Origin of the sequence: Streptomyces sp. NPDC057654 (genome assembly GCF_042800135.1) — a bacterium.
Lineage (GTDB): Bacteria > Actinomycetota > Actinomycetes > Streptomycetales > Streptomycetaceae > Streptomyces.
On the sequence record NZ_JBHVHQ010000057.1, the window covers coordinates 1 to 19,349 of the forward strand.

A 19,349-nucleotide genomic window follows, 5' to 3' on the forward strand; every position below is an offset into this window, starting at 1 on the left:
CCCCCCACGGGATCCGGCCGGGAGCCTGGACGCCGGTTCGCACCGGCGTACGCCTTGACGCGATCTGCCGGGACGCGTACATACGGGAGGGCCGCTCAAAGCTCCCCGGGCACGTCGCCCCGGCCACGCGTGGCCGGCATCGTCCCCCAAGACGATGCAGCACTGCCTGGTTAGACCTGCGACCCCCGCCAATGGTTACCCCCCGATCACTGTGATCTGCGTCTCTTGCCATAAGGGACGTAAAAGGGCAAGAGCCCCGATCTGAAGATCAGGGCTCTCGGGTGTGGGTGTTGTGTCACTTATGTGGATTAGGTGAAGGAACGGAGCCTCAGGCTGTTTGTCACCACGAAGACCGAGGAGAAGGCCATCGCGGCCCCCGCGATCATCGGATTGAGCAGCCCGGCCGCCGCGAGCGGCAGCGCCGCCACGTTGTAGCCGAAGGCCCAGAAGAGGTTGCCCTTGATGGTGGCCAGGGTCCGGCGGGAGAGCCGGATCGCGTCCGCCGCCACCCGCAGATCGCCGCGTACGAGCGTCAGATCGCCCGCCTCGATCGCCGCGTCCGTCCCCGTGCCCATGGCCAGCCCCAGGTCGGCGGTGGCCAGGGCCGCCGCGTCGTTGACGCCGTCGCCGACCATCGCGACCGTACGGCCCTCGCGCCGCAGCCGCTCGATGACGTCCACCTTGTCCTGCGGCAGCACCTCCGCGAAGATCCTGTCCTCCGGACGGTCCAGACCGATCTCCCGGGCCACCGACTCGGCCACCGCCCTGTTGTCGCCGGTCAGCAGCACCGGGGTGAGCCCCAGCGCCCGCAGTCGCGTGATCGCCTCCGCGCTGGACTCCTTCACGGTGTCGGCCACCGCGAGGACACCCCGAGCCGCGCCGTCCCAGGCCACCGCCACCGCCGTGCGCCCCTCGGCCTCGGCCGCCGCCTTCGCCGCGGCCAGCTCGGCCGGCAGCTCGATCGACCAGTCGCTCAGCAGCTTCTCGCGCCCCACCAGCACCGCGTGCCCGTCGACCACGCCCTGGACGCCGAGCCCGGCCACGTTCTCGAAGTTCTCCGGCACGGGCAGCGGGCCCGCCTGCGCGATCGCGCCGTCCGCGATGGCACGGGCGATCGGGTGCTCGGAGGCGTGCTCCAGCGCCCCGGCCAGCCGCAGCAGCTCCCGCTCGGCCACGCCCGGCGCGGCGACCACGTCGTGCAGCCCCATCCGGCCCGTCGTCACCGTGCCCGTCTTGTCCAGCACCACGGTGTCCACCCGGCGCGTGGACTCCAGCACCTCGGGGCCCTTGATGAGAATGCCCAGCTGCGCGCCCCGGCCCGTACCGACCATCAGGGCGGTCGGCGTCGCGAGCCCCAGGGCGCACGGGCAGGCGATGATCAGCACCGCCACGGCCGCCGTGAACGCGGCCGTCGCGTCGCCCGTCGCCAGCAGCCAGCCGGCCAGCGTGCCCGCCGCGATCACCAGCACGATCGGGACGAAGACGCCGGAGATGCGGTCCGCGAGGCGCTGCACCTGGGCCTTGCCGTTCTGCGCGTCCTCGACCAGCCGCGCCATCCGCGCCAGCTGGGTGTCCGAGCCGACGCGCGTCGCCTCGACGACGAGCCGGCCCGAGGTGTTCACGGTCGCGCCGGTCACGGCGTCGCCGACGCCCACGTCCACCGGCACCGACTCGCCCGTCAGCATCGACGCGTCGACCGCCGACCCGCCCTCGACGACCGTGCCGTCGGTGGCGATCGTCTCGCCGGGCCGTACGACGAAGCGGTCGCCGACCGCGAGGCGGGAGACCGGTACGCGCTCCTCGCGCCCGTTCCGCAGCACGGCCACGTCCCGCGCGCCCAGCTCCAGCAGGGCACGCAGTGCCGCGCCCGCCTTCCGCTTGGACTTCGCCTCCAGATAGCGGCCGACGAGGATGAAGGTGGTCACCCCGGCCGCGGCCTCCAGATAGATGGACGAGGAACCGCTCGTACGGGAGACGGTGAGGTCGAAGCCGTGCCGCATCCCGGTCATCCCGGCGTCGCCGAAGAACAGCGCCCACAGCGACCGGCCGAGGGCCGCGAGGGTGCCGATGGAGACGAGGGTGTCCATGGTGGCCGCGCCGTGCCGGGCGTTGGTCCAGGCGGCGCGGTGGAAGGGGAGCGCGCCCCAGACCACGACGGGCGCCGCCAGCGTCAGGGAGAGCCACTGCCAGTTGTCGAACTGGAGGGCGGGGACCATCGCCAGCAGCACGACGGGCACGGACAGGGTCAGCGAGACGAGCAGCCGCTGCCGCAGCGCGGCCGTCTCCTCGTCGTCCTTCCCGGCCCCGGACTGTTCCTCGGCGGGCCGGCCGGACTCCGGCGCGGGGGCGGCGGCGGGCTCGGGTTCTGTCTTCGGCTCGGCGCTGTAACCCGTCTTCTCCACGGTGGCGACGAGGTCGCCGACCTCGACGCCGTCGGCGTAGGCGACGCGCGCCTTCTCGGTGGCGAAGTTGACGGTGGCGGCGACGCCGTCCATCCGGTTGAGCTTCTTCTCGACGCGCGCGGCGCAGGACGCGCAGGTCATGCCGCCGATCGAGAGTTCGACCCGGTTGCTGTGCTCCACCGTGGCTTCGGGGGCCGTGCTGGTCATGAAGGATCTCCTGGGAGGAGGGCCGGGCCGTACGGCGGCAGTATCAGCTGAGCGGTACGGCCCGGCGGGGGGAGAGTGCCTCGGTTCCTCGGGGCGTACGGGTCAGGCCCGGCCCACGAGCTCGTAGCCGGCCTCGTCGACGGCGGCGCGGACGGCCTCCTCGTCGAGCGGGGCGGCGGAGACCACGGTGACCAGGCCGGTGTCGGCGACGGCCGCGACGGAGGCGACGCCGTCGAGGGCGGAGAGCTCCTCGCGCACCGCGCCCTCGCAGTGGCCGCAGGTCATGCCGGTCACCTTGTAGACGGCGGTGGTGGCGTTCTCGGCGTTCGTTTTGGCGTTCGTTTCGGTAGTCATGGCCTCTCCTCAGCTCGTTCGGGCGTCACTCCGGGCGCGCCCGTCGCTTCCTGACAGGATCAACAATATACCCCCTAGGGGTATTCCGCACGGAGGGGATCGAGAGGGCGGCGGGGGCGCGCGAAAGCCCCGCGCCGCGCGGGAGCGCGCGACGCGGGGCCGGGGTGGACAGGGGGCAGGCGTGGGGCGGGCTATGGACGGGCCGGTCACTTCTTGGGGTCGCGGCGGGAACGGTTGCCCGGTCGGCGCGCCACCCAGGCGCGGACGGTGTCGGCGAACCAGAACGGCTTGCCGCCCTCCACCTGGTCGGGCGGCGGCAGCAGCCCATGCTTCCGGTAGGACCGCACGGTGTCCGTCTGCACACCGATGTGGGCGGCGATCTCCTTATAGGACCAAAGCCTCCGGTCGGTCATCTTCGCGCCTCTCCGCGGCGCCGCAGCCACGGAGGGGGGTCCGTCGGGGGAGCTGCTGCGCGGCCGCTCTTGATCACTCAGCCTGTGCCCATTAAGCGACGCTGAGTAATGAGCGAGAGGGGCCTGTTGGCGGTCTGTGACGGAAAGCCCGCGTATGCGTGACGGCTGTGACCAGGTGGAGACGGCTGTGACGAATCGGACGCCGACGGCCGACGCTCGCTCGCCCCCTCAGACGGATCTCAGAGAGCCGCCTCCGCGGCGATCTCCGCCAGGGCCACCGGGCGCCCGGTGAGCCGGGAGCGCTCGCACGCCTCGGCGACCAGCAGCGCGTGCAGCGCCTCCCGGCCGGAGCAGGGGTTCGGGGCCTCGCCGGCGGCCGCCCGTACGAAGGCCGCGAGCTCCGCCCGGTACGCGTCCCCGAACCGTTCCAGGAAGCCGCCCCAGGGGCGTACGGGCGCGGCGGGGCCGCCCGGCTCGGCGGAGGCGAAGGGCGTACGGGCGTCCAGCCCGACCACCAGCTGGCCGCGCTCGCCGGCCAGTTCCATCCGCACGTCGTACCCCGCGCCGTTGTAGCGGGTGGCGGTCGCCGTGACGAGCGTGCCGTCGTCCAGGGTGAGCAGCGCCGCGGCCGTGTCCACGTCGCCCGCCGTACGGAAGAACTCCGCGCCGTTCGCCGAGCCGCGCGCGAAGACCTCCGCCACCTCACGGCCCGTCAGCCAGCGCACGGCGTCGAAGTCGTGCACCAGGCAGTCCCGGATCAGCCCGCCGGACAGCGGCAGGAACTCCGCGGGCGGCGGCGCGGCGTCCGAGGTGACGGCCCGTACGGTGTGCAGACGGCCGAGCCGCCCGGACCGCACCGCCTCGCGCGCCGCCCGGTACCCGGCGTCGAAGCGGCGCTGGAACCCCATCTGGAGCATGGTGCCCGCCGCCTCGACCTCGCGCAGCGCGCGGAGCGTGCCCGGCAGGTCGAGGGCGATGGGCTTCTCGCAGTAGGCCGGCAGCCCGGCGCGGGCCGCCCGTGCGATCAGACCGGCGTGCGCGGCGGTCGCGGCGGCGATCACCACGGCGTCCACGCCCCCGGCGAAGACCGCGTCGACGGACTCGGCGGCCCGTACCCGCGCATGTCTGCCGGTACGGGCCTGCGCGCCGATACGGTCCGCGAGAGCTGCCGCGCGGGCCGCGTCCGCGTCGCCGATCAGCAGTTCGTCGACGCCGTCCGTACCGGCGAGAGCCGTGGCGTGGAACGAGCCGATCCGGCCCGCGCCGAGAAAACCGATGCGCATGAGGGAGCTCCTGACGATCGTCGCGGGCGGGCGGGCGGGTCGGTGACGACGGCTCAGCGGTACAGCTTCGGGCGTTCCACGAGGTCCACCGTCACCCGCTCGCCGGTCGCCTGGGCCCGTACGCCCGCCTCGCAGACAGCCGCCGCCGCGTAGCCGTCCCAGCAGCTGGGGCCCTCGACCGCACCGCGCCGGGTCGCGTCCACCCAGCGCTGCACCTGCCGGTCGTACGCCTCCTCGAAGCGCTCCACGAAGCCGGGGGCGATGCCGGTGCCCCAACGGCCGTCGGCGTTGGTGAACACGCCGTGCTCGTCGCCGATCCGGGCGGTGCCGCGCTCGCCGACCGCCTCGCACGTCACCTGGTAGCCGAAGCCGCAGTTGACGAACAGTTCGGTGTCCACGACCCGGCCCGCCGCCGTCTCGAAGAGGATGAGCTGGGGGTCGCCGAGCCCCTCGGGGGCCGCGCCGGAGGCGGCCGGGCGCAGCACGCGGACGGCGGCGATCTCGTCGTCCAGCAGCCAGCGGGTGACGTCGATCTCGTGCACCGCCGAGTCGTGGATCATCATCGCGTCGGTGAAGCCGGGCGGGGTGCCGACGTTGCGGTGCTTGTTGTGCAGCATCAGGGTGCGGCCGAAGGCGCGTTCGTCGACGAGCCGCTTGAGCTTCAGATAGTCGGCGTCGTAGCGGCGCATGAAGCCGACCTGTACGCGCCGATGGCCGAGCCGCTGTTCCGCCGCCAGGACGCGCAGCGCGGAGGCCGGGTCGGGGGTGAGCGGCTTCTCGCACAGTACGGGCAGGTCGCGCTCGAACGCGGCCAGCAGCGCCGCCTCGTGGGCCGGGCCGGGGGAGGCGACGAGGACGGCGTCGACGTCCGGGGCGGCCATGGCGGTGGCCGGGTCGGCGAGGACCGCGCAGCCCTCGATGCCGTACGCCGCGGCCTCGGCCCGCGCCCGGTCGATGTCGACGACGGCCGCGACGCGCGCGCCGCTGATGACGTCGTTGATGCGGCGCACATGGTCGGCGCCCATCCGGCCGGCGCCGATGACGGCTACGCCGAGCGTTCCCAGCAGAGTCATGTCTTCCTTCGGTCGGTGTCGTGCGGGTCGTGCGGTGCGAACGGCAGTTGCCCCTGACCTGACGGTCACGCCCCGCAGGAGCGCAGGAAGCGCCTGGTGCGTTCGGCGATCGGGAGCGGCGCGTCCGGCGCGCACGGGTACATGTCCTGCTCGACGATGGCGAACAGGTCGACGCCGAGGCGCTGCGCCGCCGCCAGTACGGGCTCCAGCGCGGGCTCGCCGCGGGGCGGTTCGCACATCACGCCCTGCGCGACGGCCGGGCCGAACGGCGTCCCGTTCCGCACGACGTCGGCGAGGATGTCCGGGGCCACCTGCTTGAGGTGGAGATAGCCGATCCGCTCCCCGTAGGTCTCGATGAGCTTGACGCTGTCGCCGCCGCAGTAGGCGTAGTGGCCGGTGTCCAGGCAGAGGTTCACCAGGTCGGGGTCGGTGGCGTCGAGGAACCGTTCCACGTGCGCCTCGGAGTCGATATGGGTGTCGGCGTGCGGGTGGACGACGATGTCGAGCCCGTAGCGGTCGCGCACCTCGCGGCCCAGCCGCTCCATGCCGCTCGCGAGGTGCCGCCACTGCTCGGCGGTGAGTTCGCGGTCCTCGACGATCTCGGCGGTCTTGTCGTCGCGCCAGAAGGAGGGGATGACGACGAGGTGCCGCGCGCCCATCGCGCGCGTCAGGCCGGCGACCTTCGCCACGTGCGCCCAGGTCGCGTCCCAGGTGGCCGGGCCGCGGTGCAGCGCGGTGAAGACCGTGCCGGCCGAGACCCGCAGCCCGCGCCGCCCGGTCTCCTCGCGGAGCCGGTCCGCCTCGCTGGGCAGATAGCCGTACGGGCCCAGCTCGATCCACTCGTAACCGGCCCCGGCGACCTCGTCCAGGAAGCGCTGCCAGGGGACTTGCCGCGCGTCGTCGGGGAACCAGACCCCCCACGAGTCGGGGGCCGAACCGACCCGAATCCGGTCCAGGACGGCTGCTTCGGGGTGAGGTGCGGACATGCTGCGGCTCTCCTTTCACCGGTCGGCGGTGACCGGGAAGGCATAGGCGGGTCGCCGGTCAGCCTCTACGGCGGTCCGGCGACTGTCAAGACTTCGTCCTGACATACGGACTTAAGGACTTTGTCATCCGAGGGTGGTGTGTGAGGCGGCGTGTGAGGCGGTGCGTGAAGTGGCGCGTGAAGTGGCATGCGAGAGCGTTCCCCAGGGTCTCGCGCGGAACGTAAGTATGTAAGGACAAAGCGTTGACAGGGTGTGAATCCGCGGTTAGACCTGTGCCAGGCGGGGCGCTGAGACACCGGGACACCGATAGGCGGACAGGCCGCGCCGAGAGCCCGCGACGGAGCCGCAGAGCCGGGAACGCGAAGGGGTACCTATGACCGAGCCGTACGACCTGATCACGATGGGCCGCATCGGGGTCGACATCTATCCGCTCCAGACCGGCGTGCCGCTGTCGCGGGTGGAGACCTTCGGCAAGTTCCTCGGCGGCTCCGCCACCAACGTCGCCGTCGCCGCCGCCCGCCTCGGCCGTCGCTCCGCCGTCATCAGCCGTACCGGCGCGGACCCCTTCGGCGACTACGTCCATCAGGCGCTGCGCGACTTCGGCGTGGACGACCGGTGGGTCACCCCCGTTGACCGCCACCCCACCCCCGTCACGTTCTGCGAGATCTTCCCGCCCGACGACTTCCCGCTGTACTTCTACCGCCTCCCCAAGGCCCCCGACCTGGACATCCGCCCGGAGGAACTGGACCTGGACGCCGTTCGCGACGCCCGCGTCTTCTGGATGACCGGCACCGGGCTGTGCGAGGAGCCCAGCCGCTCCGCCACCCTCGCCGCCCTGGAGGCCCGCGCAGCTCGTAAGGACAGTGCCGCTCGTAAGGGCAGTGCCGCTCTCAAGGGCAGTGTCGCCGCGCCCGGCCGGCACACCGTCTTCGACCTCGACTGGCGCCCCATGTTCTGGGGTGACGAGCGCGGGGCGGGCGCGAACGGCCCCGCCGCGCGCGCCGCCGCACGCCCCTATTACGAGGCGGCGCTCGCCCACGCCACCGTCGCGGTCGGCAACCTCGACGAGGCCGAAGTCGCAACCGGCGTACGGGAACCGTGGGACTGCGCCCGCGCCCTGCTGGAGACCGGCGTCGAGCTCGCCGTCATCAAGCAGGGGCCCAAGGGCGTGCTCGCCGTCCACCGTGACGGGCGCGTCGCCGAGGTGCCGCCCACCCCCGTCGACGTCGTCAACGGCCTCGGCGCGGGGGACTCGTTCGGCGGGTCCCTCTGCCACGGGCTGCTCAGCGGCTGGGAGCTGGCGCCGGCGATGCGTTACGCCAACGCCGCCGGGGCCATCGTCGCCTCGCGGCTGGCCTGTTCCTCGGCGATGCCGACCGCCGCGGAGGTCGAGGCGTTCCTCGCGGAGCGCTGAACGGCCCCGAGTCCGTACGTACTCCGGCGCTCACGCCCGTACAGCGAAACCCGCCCACGCGCCCCGCACCGCCACAAGGAAGTGAGAACACCCCTTGACCACTCGCATCTCCGATATCGCGGCGACGCGGGCGCGCCATCCCGAGGCCATCGCCGAGGCCGCCGCCGAGCGCCCCCGCCGCCCCCTCGTCGGCGGCACCGGCCGGCTGATGATCATCGCCGCCGACCACCCGGCGCGCGGCGCCCTCGCCGTCGGCGACCGCAAGCTCGCCATGGCGAACCGCGTCGACCTGCTGGAACGCATGTGCCTGGCGCTGTCCCGGCCCGGCGTCGACGGGGTGCTCGCCACCGCCGACATCCTGGAGGACCTGCTCCTCCTCGGGGCGCTCGACGGCAAGGTCGCCATGGGCTCCATGAACCGCGGCGGGCTCGCGGGCGCCGCCTTCGAGATGGACGACCGGTTCACCGGCCACCGCCCCGAGGACCTCGCCCGGCTCCGCTTCGACGCCGGAAAACTCCTGTTGCGCATCGACTACGACGACCCCGGTTCGCTCTCCACCTTGGAGACCACCGCCCGCGTCATCGACGCGATGGCGGCCCTGCGGCTGCCGGTCTTCGTCGAGCCGTTCATCTCCCGCCGCGTCGACGGCCGGGTCAGGAACGACCTCGGCGCGGAGGCCGTCACCACGTCCGTGGCCATCGCCGCCGGGCTCGGCGGCACCTCCGCGTACACCTGGCTCAAACTCCCCGTCACCCGCGACCCCGACGACATGGCCCAGGTCTGCGAGACCTCCACGCTGCCCGTCGTGCTGCTCGGCGGGGAGGTCGGCTCGTCGCCGGAGGGCCAGGCCGGGGCGTACGAGAAGTGGCGCAAGGCGCTGCGGCTGCCCACCGTCCAGGGCCTGGTCGTCGGCCGTTCGCTGCTGTACCCGGCGGACGGGGACGTGACGGCGGCCGTGGACACCGCCGTCGGCCTCCTCTGATCCCCCGAGCCTTGTCCACGACGAATCGACGCCCGCTGTATCCCGCCGCCTCCTCGCAGGAGACTTGATCGCATGACCGTCACCCGCACCTTCCACCTCCCGGCGGGAACCGCCGCCGACGGCCCGTACACCCTCGACATCGGCCCGGAGCGGGCCGGCTGGACCCATTCCAGCCTCCGCGTCCTCGACATCCCGCCCGGCGGCGCGCACACCTTCGCCGCCGGCGACAGCGAATGGATCGTGCTGCCGCTGGCCGGGGCCTGCACCGTCGCCGCCGAGTCGCTGACCTTCGAACTGCACGGCCGCGCCGACGTGTTCAGCGGCGTCAGCGACTTCGCGTACGTACCGCGCGACGCCGAGGCGCGGATCGCGAGTGAGCGCGGCGGACGCTTCGCGCTGACCGGCGCGCGCTGCGAGCGGCGGCTGCCGTTCCGCTACGGGCCCGCGTCCGGCGTCCCCGTCGAACTGCGCGGCGCGGGCAACTGCTCGCGCCAGGTCAACAACTTCGGCGCGGCGGACGTCTTCGACTGCGACCGGCTCATCGCCGTCGAGGTGCTCACCCCCGGCGGCAACTGGTCCTCCTACCCGCCGCACAAACATGACGAGCACCGCCCCGGCGAGGAGTCTCAACTGGAGGAGATCTACTACTTCGAGATCGCCGAGGCGCACGGCGCGCAGGGCGTCGGCTATCAGCGCGTGACCCCCTCGGGCCCCGGCCGTACCACCGATGTGCTGGCGGAGGTCAGGAGCCGGGACACGGTCGTCATCCCCGACGGCTGGCACGGCCCGTCCATCGCGGTCCCCGGCCACACCCTGTACTACCTCAACGTCATGGCGGGGCCCGGCGAGGAGCGCGCCTGGCTGATCCGCGACCACCCCGAGCACGCCTGGCTCCGCGAGACCTGGCCCGAGCAGCCGATGGACCCCCGACTGCCGCTGTACGCCGCGCCGCCCGAGCCGACCACGCCGTCCGGAGGCGCCTGATGCCTACGACCGCTGGTGTGACCCGCCGCCGCACCGTCGCCCAGGCCCTCGTGGAGTTCCTCGCCCACCAGCACACCGAGCGGGACGGGAACCGCCGCCGCCTCGTCAGCGCCTGCTGGGGCATCTTCGGCCACGGCAACGTAGCGGGCATCGGCCAGGCGCTCCTGGAGTCCGAGGGCGCGCTGCCCTACCTCCAGGGCCGCAACGAACAGGCCATGGTGCACGCCGCCGTCGGCTACGCCCGGCAGCGCGACCGGCTCTCCGCGCACGCCGTCACCACCTCCATCGGCCCCGGCGCCACCAACCTCGTGACCGGCGCGGCGCTCGCGACCGTCAACCGCCTCCCGGTGCTCCTGCTCCCCGGCGACGCCTTCGCCACCCGCCCCGCCGACCCCGTGCTCCAGCAGCTCGAAGTCCCCGGCGCGGGCGACGTGTCGGTCAACGACGCGCTGCGGCCCGTATCCCGCTACTTCGACCGCGTGCACCGGCCGGAGGCGCTGATCCCCGCCGCGCTCCAGGCCATGCGGGTGCTCGCCGACCCCGTCGAGACCGGGGCGGTCACGCTCGCGCTGCCGCAGGACGTACAGGCCGAGGCGTACGACTGGCCCGTGGAGTTCTTCGCCGACCGGACCTGGTACGTGCCGCGCCCCGCCCCCGACGCGGGGGCGCTCGCCGAGGCCGCGCGCCTGGTACGGGCCGCCGAACGCCCCCTGATCGTCGCGGGCGGCGGCGTCCACCACAGCGAGGCCGAGGACGCGCTGCGCGCCCTCGCCGACGCCACCGGCATCCCCGTCGCCTCCACCCAGGCGGGCAAGGGCTCGCTGCGCCACGACCACCCGGCGGACGTCGGCGGCATCGGCCACACCGGTACGGCCGTCGCCGACGAACTCGCCCGCACCGCCGACCTGGTGATCGGCGTCGGCACCCGCTACACGGACTTCACCACCGCCTCCTCGACGCTCTTCGCCGTCCCCGGCGTCCGCTTCGCCAACCTCAACATCGCCTCCTTCGACGCCCATAAGCTCGCCGCCCACTCGGTGGTCGCCGACGCGCGGACCGCCTTGGACGCGCTGACGGCGGCGCTCGCCGGACACCGGGTTTCCGGTGCGTACGAGGCCGAGTACGCGGCGGGCAAGGCGCGCTGGGAGGCGCTCGTCGACCGCGCCTTCGCCGCCCCCGACCCAGCCGCCCGGCCCTCCCAGAGCCAGGTCATCGGCGCACTCGACGCCGTCGTCGGGGACGAGGACATCGTCGTCAACGCCGCGGGCTCGCTCCCCGGCGACCTCCACAAACTGTGGCGCGCCCGTTCGCGCCGCCAGTACCACCTCGAATACGGCTACTCCTGCATGGGGTACGAGATCCCGGCCGCCATCGGCGTCCGCCTCGCCGCCCCCGAGCGGCCCGTGTGGGCGCTGGTCGGCGACGGCACGTATCTGATGATGCCCACCGAGATCGTCACGGCCGTGCAGGAGGGCATCGCCATCAAGGTGCTGCTGGTCCAGAACCACGGCTACGCCTCCATCGGCGGCCTCTCCGAGAGCGTCGGCGGCGAGCGCTTCGGCACCGCCTACCGCTTCCGGGCCGCCGACGGCACGTACACCGGGGCGCCGCTCCCCGTCGACCTGGCCGCCAACGCGGCCTCGCTCGGCATGGACGTCATCCGCGTCGGCGCCGTCGGCGAACTGCGCGACGCGCTTATGGTCGCGCGCGCCGCGAAACACCCCACTTGTGTCTATGTGGAGACCGAAACAGCCGACACTGTGCCGGGCGCGCCCGCAGCGCAGGCGTGGTGGGATGTGCCCGTTGCCGAGACCGCGACCCGACCGGCCGCAGTGCAGGCCCGCGAGGAGTACGACCGGCGGGCAGCCGCCCGCCGCCGTCCGTTGTGATCCGCCCCCGTAGGAAAGGTTCAGCGCCATGAAGACCGTCAACCACTGGATCGGGGGCAAGCCCGTCGAGGGCGTGTCCGGCAACTACGGCCCGGTCTACAACCCGGCGACCGGCGCGCAGGGCACCCAGGTCGCGCTCGCCTCCGTCGAGGAGGTCGACGCCGCCGTCGCGGCGGCCAAGGACGCGTACCGCACCTGGGGCACCAGCTCGCTCGCCACGCGCACCGCGATCCTCTTCAAGTTCCGCGAGCTGGTCGCCGCCCACCGGGACGAGATCGCCGAGCTGATCACCGCCGAGCACGGCAAGGTGCACGCGGACGCGCTCGGCGAGGTCGCCCGCGGCCTGGAGGTCATCGAGCTGGCCTGCGCGCTGCCGCTCCAGCTCAAGGGCGAGCTGTCCACGCAGGTCTCCACGCGCGTGGACGTCGCGGCCATCCGCCAGTCGCTGGGCGTCGTCGCGGGCATCACGCCGTTCAACTTCCCGTCCATGGTGCCGATGTGGATGTTCCCCATCGCCATCGCCTGCGGCAACACCTTCGTGCTGAAGCCCAGCGAGAAGGTGCCGTCCGCCGCGTACAAGCTCGGCGCGCTGGCCGCCGAGGCCGGGCTGCCGGACGGCGTCCTGAACATCGTCAACGGCGACAAGGTCGCCGTCGACCGGCTGCTGGAGCACCCCGACATCGCGGCCGTCAGCTTCGTCGGCTCCACCCCCATCGCCCGCCACATCCACACCACGGCCACCGCCAACGGCAAGCGCGTCCAGGCGCTCGGCGGTGCGAAGAACCACATGCTGGTCCTCCCCGACGCCGACCTCGAACTGGCCGCGGACGCCGCGATCAACGCCGCCTACGGTTCGGCCGGCGAGCGCTGCATGGCCGTCTCCGTGGTCGTCGCCGTCGGCGAAACCGGCGACCCGCTGATCGAGAAGATCACCGCGCGCGCCGCCGGGCTGACCATCGGCCCCGGCGACGACCCCGCCTCCGAGATGGGCCCGCTGATCACCAAGGCCCACCGCGACAAGGTCGCCTCCTACGTCACGGGCGCCGCCGCCCAGGGCGCCGAGGTCGTCCTCGACGGCACCGGCTTCACGGTCGAGGGCTACGAGGACGGCCACTGGATCGGCATCTCCCTGCTCGACAAGGTCACCGCGGACATGGACGCCTACCGCGACGAGATCTTCGGCCCGGTGCTGTGCGTGGTCCGCGCGGAGACGTATGAGGAGGCCATCGAGCTGATCAACTCCTCGCGCTGGGGCAACGGCACCGCCATCTTCACCCGCGACGGCGGCGCGGCCCGCCGCTTCCAGCTGGAGGTCGAGGCGGGCATGGTCGGCGTCAACGTGCCGATCCCGGTGCCGGTGGGCTACCACTCCTTCGGCGGATGGAAGGAGTCGCTCTTCGGCGACCACCACATCTACGGCAACGACGGCGTGCACTTCTACACCCGCGGCAAGGTCGTCACCACCCGCTGGCCGGACCCCTCCGACGGAGGCATCAACCTGGGCTTCCCCAGCAACCACTGACCCGGGCGACCACCCGCGCCCGGTACGAGGCCCCTGTCGGACGTCGCCGACGGGGGCCTCACCCCGTCCCGCGCTCCGGTTCGCCCCGGTCCGCACGCCCGCGCGCCGACGAAAATGGCTTGCTCCCCCGGTCGCCGCCTAGCACGATCGGCCTTGTGCGCCCTGTGAACGGCAATGCGAGCGTCAGTCCGAACGCCAATCCAACCGCCGGTCCGAACGCCAGTCCGAACGCCGGTCCGAGCGCCGATCCGTCCGGCGCCCGCGCGGCCCTGCGGTTCGGCGACATCCCCGAAGCCCGGATCGATCGCGCGATCGACCACGCCGGGCTGGTCTTCCACGACACCTACGACGAGGACGAGCGCGCCGGCCACCGCACCTTCCTCCGGCGCTGCGAACGCGTCGGCGCGTACGACGGCGAGCCTCTCGTGGGGCTGCTCGCGGCCGTCCCCCTCCAACTGTCCATACCCGGCGGCCAACTGCCGTGCTCCGGAGTGACCTTCGTATCCGTCGCGCCGACCCACCGGCGGCGCGGAGTGCTCACCGGCATGCTCGACGAACTGTGGCGACGGTGCGCAGCGGCCGGTCAGCCGCTCGCCGTGCTGTGGGCATCCGAGGCCGCGATCTACGGCCGCTTCGGCTTCGGCCCCGGCACCCAGCTCCAGACCGTGGAGATCGACTCGTCCCGCCCGCTCGACCTCCGCGTCACCCCGGACCCGCGCCCGCTGCGGCTCGTACCCGCCGCCGACGCGCCCGCCGTCATCGGCCCCCTCTACGAGGCGACCCGCGGCGAGCGCGCGGGCCGCTTCGCCCGCGACGTGTACTGGTGGAGCGAGTCCGTCCTGCCCGAGAAGGCCGAGGACGAGGACGACCTCGGCCCGCCGCGGGTCGTCGTGCTGGGCGGGGACCAGCCCGCGGGCTATGCGATCTACCGCGTCCGCGACACCGGAGGCGACGCGCCCGACGCCGTCGAACTCATCGAGCTGGAGGCGGAGACGCCGGCGGTCGCGGCGGCCCTGTGGAAGTACCTCGCCGACATCGACCTGACCGCGAAGGTACGGGCCTGGGCCCGCCCCGCCGACGACGTCCTGCCCCTGATCGCCGGCGACCGCGACCAGGTCCGCGTCGTCCGCGAGGCCCCGGCCCTGTGGGTCCGCCTCGTGGACGTGACCACCGCCCTGACCGCCCGCTCCTGGGCGGCCCCCGTCGACCTCGTACTCGACCTGCGCGACGCGGCGCTCCCCGCCAACGAGGGCCGCTTCCGCCTGACGACGGACGCCAAGACCTGCACGTACGAGCGGGTCACCGATCCGGCCGACCTCTCCCTGGACGTCCGCGAGCTGTCGGCCTGCTACCTGGGCGGCGCCCGCCTGGTCCATCTGCTGCGGGCGGGCCTCATCACGGAACACACACCGGGCGCGGCCCGCGTCCTGGACGACGCACTGCACACGGAATATCTGCCGTTCACGACGGACGAGTTCTGACCCGGGCTCGACGAACGGCCCACGGGAGGCCGGCCCCACCGCGCTTGGGGCTGGCCGCCGTCTTCGTTGTCTCCGGCCACCTGAACAGCCGGTGCCGGTGCTACGCCAGGTGATCGAAGGTCCCGTCCTTCGCACCGGCGATCATCGCCGCCATCTCGCCGCGGTCGAAGACCAGCGGGGTCTGCTCGGGCCGCTTGGAGTCCCGTATGGCGACCAGGTGACCTATCACGCCGAACTCCACGCAGTTGTCGTTGCCCCCGCTGAACGGGCTCTTTTCCCAGATGACGTCGGAGAAGTCCAGCTCGGCGGGGTCGGGCTTGGTATTGCTCACTTACAGCTCCTTGATCATGTTCTTGATACGGCTGCGGGTCTCAGGTGGGCCGAGGGCGGTGGCTCGCAGATGGTCGAAGACCTCGGTGTAGCGCCCCACATCCTCTGATCCCTCGAAGTACACCGAGTTGGTCAGATTCTCCACCCACACCACGTCCGGGTTGGGCTCGGGGAAACCCATCAGCATGAAGGAGCCGTACAAGCCGGGGTGGAACCCGGCGTCGAACGGTAGGAGTTGCAGTGTGATGTTGGTCCGGGGCTCGAAGTCCAGCAGATGCTCGACCTGGCCCTTGAGGACGGCCGGTGCACCACTGATGCGTCGCAGGGCGGCCTCGTCGATGACCGCCCACAGCTTCGGGGCGTCCTCGCGGGCCAGCAGGGCCTGACGCTTCATCCGCACGTCGACCAGGGTCTCGACCTGCTTGGCGTTCAGGTCCACGCGCATCGAGGTGATGACCTGGCGGGCGTACTCGGGCGTCTGTAGCAGCCCGGGGATCAGCTGCGGTTCGTAGCTGCGCAGCGTGGTCGAACTTTGCTCCAGCTCCAGATAGCCGCCGTACTGGGTGGTGTTGATGACCGCGGAGTACTTGTGCCACCACTTCTGGCGCTGCGCTTGATCTGCGCGGACCAGGTCCAGGATGTCTTCCCGGGCAGCGGGATCGGTGACGCCGTAGCAGTCGAGTATGGCCTTCACCAGGACCGGGGAGGTGCCGCGATCACCGTTCATGATCCGGCTGAGCGAACCCTGGTTGACCTCGATGACCTGCCCGACTTCGGCCAGCGTTCTGCCGGACTGGTCGTGCAATTCCTTTAGTTGGGCGGAGAGTTGGCGGCGGTAGACGGACTTGGGGGCGGGATTCCTCTTCCAGGCCATGGTGACAGTGTGTCCCCTGGCGGGCGCGAAGGGCAACCAATCTGGGGAATTCCGACTGGGCATGTTGCCCATTCGGATCGACAGGGGGCATGCTGACGACAAGGCGACGGTCTGTGACCGAACCATCGCTCGTAGTGGCATGTGCCGCTGCCGTGCGCCGACTGCCGGGGCCCGCCTCGGACGGACGACGTGCCGACCTGAATGCTGCGAGGCCCACCGGAGCAACCCCGGAGCGGTGGCCCGCTCACGTCACTGGGGAGCACACGAGATGCATGACGCACAGGTCCTGCCTGGACCGTCCGATCCACTGCCCAAGTTCCCGCCGGAACTGGCCATCTGCGGGTTCTACCTGGCCATACGGCCCGACGGATTTGTCCTGCATATGAGCGCCAGCGCCGAGCACCTGCGCGAGATGCGAGTCCAGGTGTTCAAGGAGGTGTGCGGGGCTGGGGTAGACGAAGAGGTCGCGGACGCGGCCCGGCTGGTGGCCAGCGAACTGGTCGGCAACGCGGTGCGTCTGTGCGGTCCGTGGACACCGGTAGTGGTTCAGTTGGCCGGACCCCCGGAGCAGGTCCTGGTGGAGGTTCATGACCCCGAGCGGGCCGCTGCCCCCAACCGGCGGAAAGCGGCGCCGGACAACGACCAATTCGACTCCGGCCGGGGCCTGTGGATTCTGGACGCGCTGGCGCCCGGCTGGACGGTGGAGCCCACCCCGTTCGGCAAACAGGTCCGTTGCTGCTTGCCCTACGAAGGGAGAAGCTGTGTCTGACCCTCAACCGGGGATGCTGCCGTTCCGCGTCGAGTTCGACCCCGCCAACCGCGAAGTCGTGGTGTGGAAGACCTTCGGCGTCCCGCCGCGGCAGACGATGCGGCGCAAGGCGCTCCCTTCGCTGGAGGCGCTGGCCGCCGAGGTGGCCATCCACCGGCATGAAGCCTTCCTCCAGCACAGCCTCGCCCAGACCCTCGCCTCGGCTGCTGTGCAGCACCTCGGCGCCGACCCGCAGCGACTGGAGGCAGCCGTCAAGGCGCTGTCCGACCCGACCGGCACCACCCCGGTCAGCCAGATCCTGCGCCGCGGGCCCATGCCGCCGCAGCCGCGTACGGGTTGACCCCGCAGCCGGTCTGCCCTGCCTGGGTGCTCAGCCGACGGCCTCGCGGATATGGTCGTACGCAGTGGGCGCAGATATCTCCTCACCGGTTGATGTGTAGTCGAGCCAGGCAGCGGCGACGGTGGCGAAGCCGGTCAGCCACGCAGGAGGACGCCGTGAGTGACAGCACATGGGTCAGCACCTCGATGCCGTACCTGACGCCGCGACAGAAGGGGCAGTCCGATGCCTGGGGCGAGGAGGCCGCCGCCCGAGGGGGCAAGGGCGGTCAGAGCATCACGCACGCCGGCGAGGTGTCGGCGTCGGAGGAGGTGGCCGGCCTCCTCGGTATCGCTGTCGGGGACGCGGTCGTCGTGCGCCGTCGCGTCATCCAACTCGACGGAGAGCCCTGCGAGCTGACCGACACCCACTATCCGGTGAGCATCGCTCGCGGTACGCGGCTCGCCGGGAAGGGCAAGATCCCCGGCGGGGCCGTGACCCTCCTCGCCGAGCTCGGGCACGTCGGCGTACGAGTCCGGGAAGACGTCACCGCGCGCATGCCCACCGCGGATGAGCGCGAAGCCCTCGGCCTGGCCCGGGACGAGCCGGTCCTCCGGCTGAGCAGGGTCACGCTGGACGGTGACGACCGGCCGATCCAGGCCGACTTGATGGTGATGCCGGCCCACCGGCAACTGCTGCGCTACGAGATCAGGATCGGATGACAGTGCCTACCACCGACACAGACTTCACCGACCGGCGCTCGCTGCACGAGCGGATCGCTTCCGATCTCCGGGACGAGATCATGTGCGGCGACCTGCCTCCCGGAGCGAAACTCCCCTCCACGACCCAGCTCAAGGCGAGGTTCGACGCCGCCAACGCCACCATCCAGAAGGCATTGCAGCTTCTGAAGGACGAGCAACTCGTCGTCGGACGCGCCGGAGCGGCCGTCACCGTTCGCGAACACCGGCAACGGACCATGCGTCCCGCCTCCTACATGGCTCCGGCGGACGCGGGGGAGCCTTACCGCTGGCTCACCGAGGCCGCGAAGCGCGGTGCGCGGACGGCGCGCAGCACGCTGCTGGACGTGACGGAAATCCAGCCTCCCGCCGATGTCGCGGACGCTCTGAATCTCGCCGACGGCGAGACAGCCGTGCTGCGGCACCAGCTCCTCTCCATCGACGATGAGCCGGTCGCGCTGGTCAGGTCCTACTATCCGTTGGCCTTGGCCCGGGGAACAGCCATCACGGAGAAGCGCCGGATCAAGGGCGGCACGCCGGTGCTCCTCGCCGAACTAGGCTTCCCACCGCGTCTGAGCGTGGACCGCGTCTCCGCGCGGATTCCCACCCAGGAGCAGTACCGCGCCCTCAAACTTCCCGGCGGACTGCCCGTGCTGCGCACCCTGCGCGTCGTCCACAGCGACGACGACCGGCCTATCGAAGTCACGGTCATGGTGATGGCCGGCCACCTCTACGAGCTTCAGTACGAGTTCACGGCGGATTGACCGCCCTGGTGTCGCGGGCGGCTGGTGGGTGGGGCGGTATTCGGCGTGGGTGGGTGCCGGGTTCGTCTCGGACCCTGCGGGTCCACAGCGCCTGTAGTGACGAGTGGGACGGTGGTGGTGTCCGCTGGAGGCTCCGCTGCGCTCCGCGACTGGCCACCGGTAGGTAGGGTGCAGTTGCCACCCGACAAAAGCGCCTTATGGGACGCGGAATCGGGCCGTAACTGCACCCTGTTGAAGAGTGAACCTCACGCATCGGGCATACCGGGCGCGCTTGCCGTCAGAGTGGAGTTCCCCCAGCCGTAGGCCGTTCTTGTACGGGCGGAAACCGCACCCTGAACGGCCAGCACCCGCCGGGCGCAGCGCAGCGCGCCCTCTCCCTTCGGCTGCTGTGGGCCGCAGGCCCCAAGACGCACCCGCACCCGACCAACCGGCAACGGCCACTTCGCGGCAGCAACCAGCGGCGCAGCGCCAGCGAATCCCGCCCTGACCCCGGCAAAGAACGGCTGCCGCAGGCAGTGAACGCGCCCCAGCCCGCCCGTTCGCGAGGTGCACGCGGATACGTGGTGACG

General features: G+C 72.0%; 18 protein-coding genes. 10 read left to right on the plus strand and 8 right to left on the minus strand.

Going from position 1 to position 19,349, the window contains the following annotated elements; all coding sequences use genetic code 11:
* Positions 1-308 precede the first annotated feature (308 nt).
* The 6 genes from ACFU99_RS07550 to ACFU99_RS07575 all read right to left on the minus strand — a co-directional run bounded on the left by ACFU99_RS07550 (position 309) and on the right by ACFU99_RS07575 (position 6,718).
* On the minus strand, positions 309-2,609 hold the full coding sequence (locus ACFU99_RS07550) for a heavy metal translocating P-type ATPase (protein WP_384387239.1): 2,301 nt from the start codon (positions 2,607-2,609) through the stop codon (positions 309-311).
* A 102-nt stretch (positions 2,610-2,711) separates the two neighbouring features.
* Positions 2,712-2,963 (minus strand): heavy-metal-associated domain-containing protein, encoded by a 252-nt coding sequence (locus tag ACFU99_RS07555; protein WP_384387241.1) that lies wholly within the window; start codon positions 2,961-2,963, stop codon positions 2,712-2,714.
* A 206-nt stretch (positions 2,964-3,169) separates the two neighbouring features.
* Entirely contained in the window at positions 3,170-3,376 is a 207-nt protein-coding gene (locus ACFU99_RS07560) for a helix-turn-helix transcriptional regulator (protein ID WP_384387244.1), read from the minus strand.
* 239 nt (positions 3,377-3,615) lie between these two features.
* Positions 3,616-4,659, minus strand: a complete 1,044-nt coding sequence (locus ACFU99_RS07565) for a Gfo/Idh/MocA family oxidoreductase (protein ID WP_384387246.1) — start codon at positions 4,657-4,659, stop codon at positions 3,616-3,618.
* Positions 4,660-4,712: 53 nt separating this feature from the next.
* Positions 4,713-5,732, minus strand: coding sequence for a Gfo/Idh/MocA family protein (locus ACFU99_RS07570; RefSeq protein ID WP_384387249.1), 1,020 nt, complete (start codon positions 5,730-5,732; stop codon positions 4,713-4,715).
* A 65-nt stretch (positions 5,733-5,797) separates the two neighbouring features.
* Entirely contained in the window at positions 5,798-6,718 is a 921-nt protein-coding gene (locus ACFU99_RS07575) for a sugar phosphate isomerase/epimerase family protein (protein WP_384387251.1), read from the minus strand.
* Positions 6,719-7,091: 373 nt separating this feature from the next.
* On the opposite strand from ACFU99_RS07575, the gene iolC reads away from it, so the two are divergent.
* From iolC to ACFU99_RS07605, 6 genes are all read left to right on the plus strand, one after another.
* Positions 7,092-8,132, plus strand: a complete 1,041-nt coding sequence (iolC, locus tag ACFU99_RS07580; RefSeq protein ID WP_384387255.1) for a 5-dehydro-2-deoxygluconokinase — start codon at positions 7,092-7,094, stop codon at positions 8,130-8,132.
* Between the two features lie 94 nt (positions 8,133-8,226).
* Positions 8,227-9,114 (plus strand): deoxyribose-phosphate aldolase, encoded by an 888-nt coding sequence (locus tag ACFU99_RS07585; RefSeq protein ID WP_384387258.1) that lies wholly within the window; start codon positions 8,227-8,229, stop codon positions 9,112-9,114.
* Positions 9,115-9,186: 72 nt separating this feature from the next.
* Positions 9,187-10,098: a 5-deoxy-glucuronate isomerase gene (iolB, locus tag ACFU99_RS07590; RefSeq protein ID WP_384387260.1), complete on the plus strand. Its 912-nt coding sequence runs from the start codon at positions 9,187-9,189 to the stop codon at positions 10,096-10,098.
* On the plus strand, positions 10,098-11,987 hold the full coding sequence (gene iolD / locus ACFU99_RS07595) for a 3D-(3,5/4)-trihydroxycyclohexane-1,2-dione acylhydrolase (decyclizing) (protein ID WP_384387263.1): 1,890 nt from the start codon (positions 10,098-10,100) through the stop codon (positions 11,985-11,987). Before iolB ends, iolD begins: the two co-directional genes overlap by 1 nt.
* Positions 11,988-12,015: 28 nt before the next feature.
* Complete coding sequence (locus ACFU99_RS07600; RefSeq protein WP_384387265.1) at positions 12,016-13,509, plus strand: CoA-acylating methylmalonate-semialdehyde dehydrogenase; 1,494 nt, start codon at positions 12,016-12,018, stop codon at positions 13,507-13,509.
* A gap of 269 nt (positions 13,510-13,778) precedes the next feature.
* Positions 13,779-14,990 (plus strand): GNAT family N-acetyltransferase, encoded by a 1,212-nt coding sequence (locus ACFU99_RS07605; protein ID WP_384387283.1) that lies wholly within the window; start codon positions 13,779-13,781, stop codon positions 14,988-14,990.
* Between the two features lie 100 nt (positions 14,991-15,090).
* Here the strand turns inward: ACFU99_RS07605 and ACFU99_RS07610 are convergent, their stop codons facing one another.
* Together ACFU99_RS07610 and ACFU99_RS07615 are read right to left on the minus strand one after the other, a co-directional pair.
* A complete protein-coding gene (locus ACFU99_RS07610) occupies positions 15,091-15,321 on the minus strand; it encodes a DUF397 domain-containing protein (protein WP_384387268.1) in 231 nt (76 codons plus the stop codon).
* On the minus strand, positions 15,322-16,194 hold the full coding sequence (locus ACFU99_RS07615) for a helix-turn-helix transcriptional regulator (protein WP_384387270.1): 873 nt from the start codon (positions 16,192-16,194) through the stop codon (positions 15,322-15,324).
* A 268-nt stretch (positions 16,195-16,462) separates the two neighbouring features.
* Between ACFU99_RS07615 and ACFU99_RS07620 the strand changes: the two genes are divergently transcribed.
* The 4 genes from ACFU99_RS07620 to ACFU99_RS07635 all read left to right on the plus strand — a co-directional run bounded on the left by ACFU99_RS07620 (position 16,463) and on the right by ACFU99_RS07635 (position 18,780).
* On the plus strand, positions 16,463-16,963 hold the full coding sequence (locus tag ACFU99_RS07620) for an ATP-binding protein (RefSeq protein ID WP_384387272.1): 501 nt from the start codon (positions 16,463-16,465) through the stop codon (positions 16,961-16,963).
* Positions 16,956-17,303, plus strand: coding sequence for a hypothetical protein (locus ACFU99_RS07625; RefSeq protein WP_384387275.1), 348 nt, complete (start codon positions 16,956-16,958; stop codon positions 17,301-17,303). Before ACFU99_RS07620 ends, ACFU99_RS07625 begins: the two co-directional genes overlap by 8 nt.
* A gap of 155 nt (positions 17,304-17,458) precedes the next feature.
* Positions 17,459-18,001: a GntR family transcriptional regulator gene (locus tag ACFU99_RS07630; RefSeq protein WP_384387278.1), complete on the plus strand. Its 543-nt coding sequence runs from the start codon at positions 17,459-17,461 to the stop codon at positions 17,999-18,001.
* On the plus strand, positions 17,998-18,780 hold the full coding sequence (locus ACFU99_RS07635) for a GntR family transcriptional regulator (protein ID WP_384387281.1): 783 nt from the start codon (positions 17,998-18,000) through the stop codon (positions 18,778-18,780). The genes ACFU99_RS07630 and ACFU99_RS07635 overlap by 4 nt, the downstream gene beginning before the upstream one ends.
* The last annotated feature ends 569 nt before the right edge of the window (positions 18,781-19,349 follow it).

Excerpts from the sequence above, each read along its gene's own strand:
- ACFU99_RS07550 (WP_384387239.1), bottom strand. The coding sequence starts at position 2,609 with ATGACCAGCACGGCCCCCGAAGCCACGGTGGAGCACAGCAACCGGGTC.
- ACFU99_RS07555 (WP_384387241.1), bottom strand. The coding sequence starts at position 2,963 with ATGACTACCGAAACGAACGCCAAAACGAACGCCGAGAACGCCACCACC.
- ACFU99_RS07560 (WP_384387244.1), bottom strand. The coding sequence starts at position 3,376 with ATGACCGACCGGAGGCTTTGGTCCTATAAGGAGATCGCCGCCCACATC.
- ACFU99_RS07565 (WP_384387246.1), bottom strand. The coding sequence starts at position 4,659 with ATGCGCATCGGTTTTCTCGGCGCGGGCCGGATCGGCTCGTTCCACGCC.
- ACFU99_RS07570 (WP_384387249.1), bottom strand. The coding sequence starts at position 5,732 with ATGACTCTGCTGGGAACGCTCGGCGTAGCCGTCATCGGCGCCGGCCGG.
- ACFU99_RS07575 (WP_384387251.1), bottom strand. The coding sequence starts at position 6,718 with ATGTCCGCACCTCACCCCGAAGCAGCCGTCCTGGACCGGATTCGGGTC.
- iolC (WP_384387255.1), top strand. The coding sequence starts at position 7,092 with ATGACCGAGCCGTACGACCTGATCACGATGGGCCGCATCGGGGTCGAC.
- iolB (WP_384387260.1), top strand. The coding sequence starts at position 9,187 with ATGACCGTCACCCGCACCTTCCACCTCCCGGCGGGAACCGCCGCCGAC.
- iolD (WP_384387263.1), top strand. The coding sequence starts at position 10,098 with ATGCCTACGACCGCTGGTGTGACCCGCCGCCGCACCGTCGCCCAGGCC.
- ACFU99_RS07600 (WP_384387265.1), top strand. The coding sequence starts at position 12,016 with ATGAAGACCGTCAACCACTGGATCGGGGGCAAGCCCGTCGAGGGCGTG.
- ACFU99_RS07615 (WP_384387270.1), bottom strand. The coding sequence starts at position 16,194 with ATGGCCTGGAAGAGGAATCCCGCCCCCAAGTCCGTCTACCGCCGCCAA.
- ACFU99_RS07620 (WP_384387272.1), top strand. The coding sequence starts at position 16,463 with ATGCATGACGCACAGGTCCTGCCTGGACCGTCCGATCCACTGCCCAAG.
- ACFU99_RS07635 (WP_384387281.1), top strand. The coding sequence starts at position 17,998 with ATGACAGTGCCTACCACCGACACAGACTTCACCGACCGGCGCTCGCTG.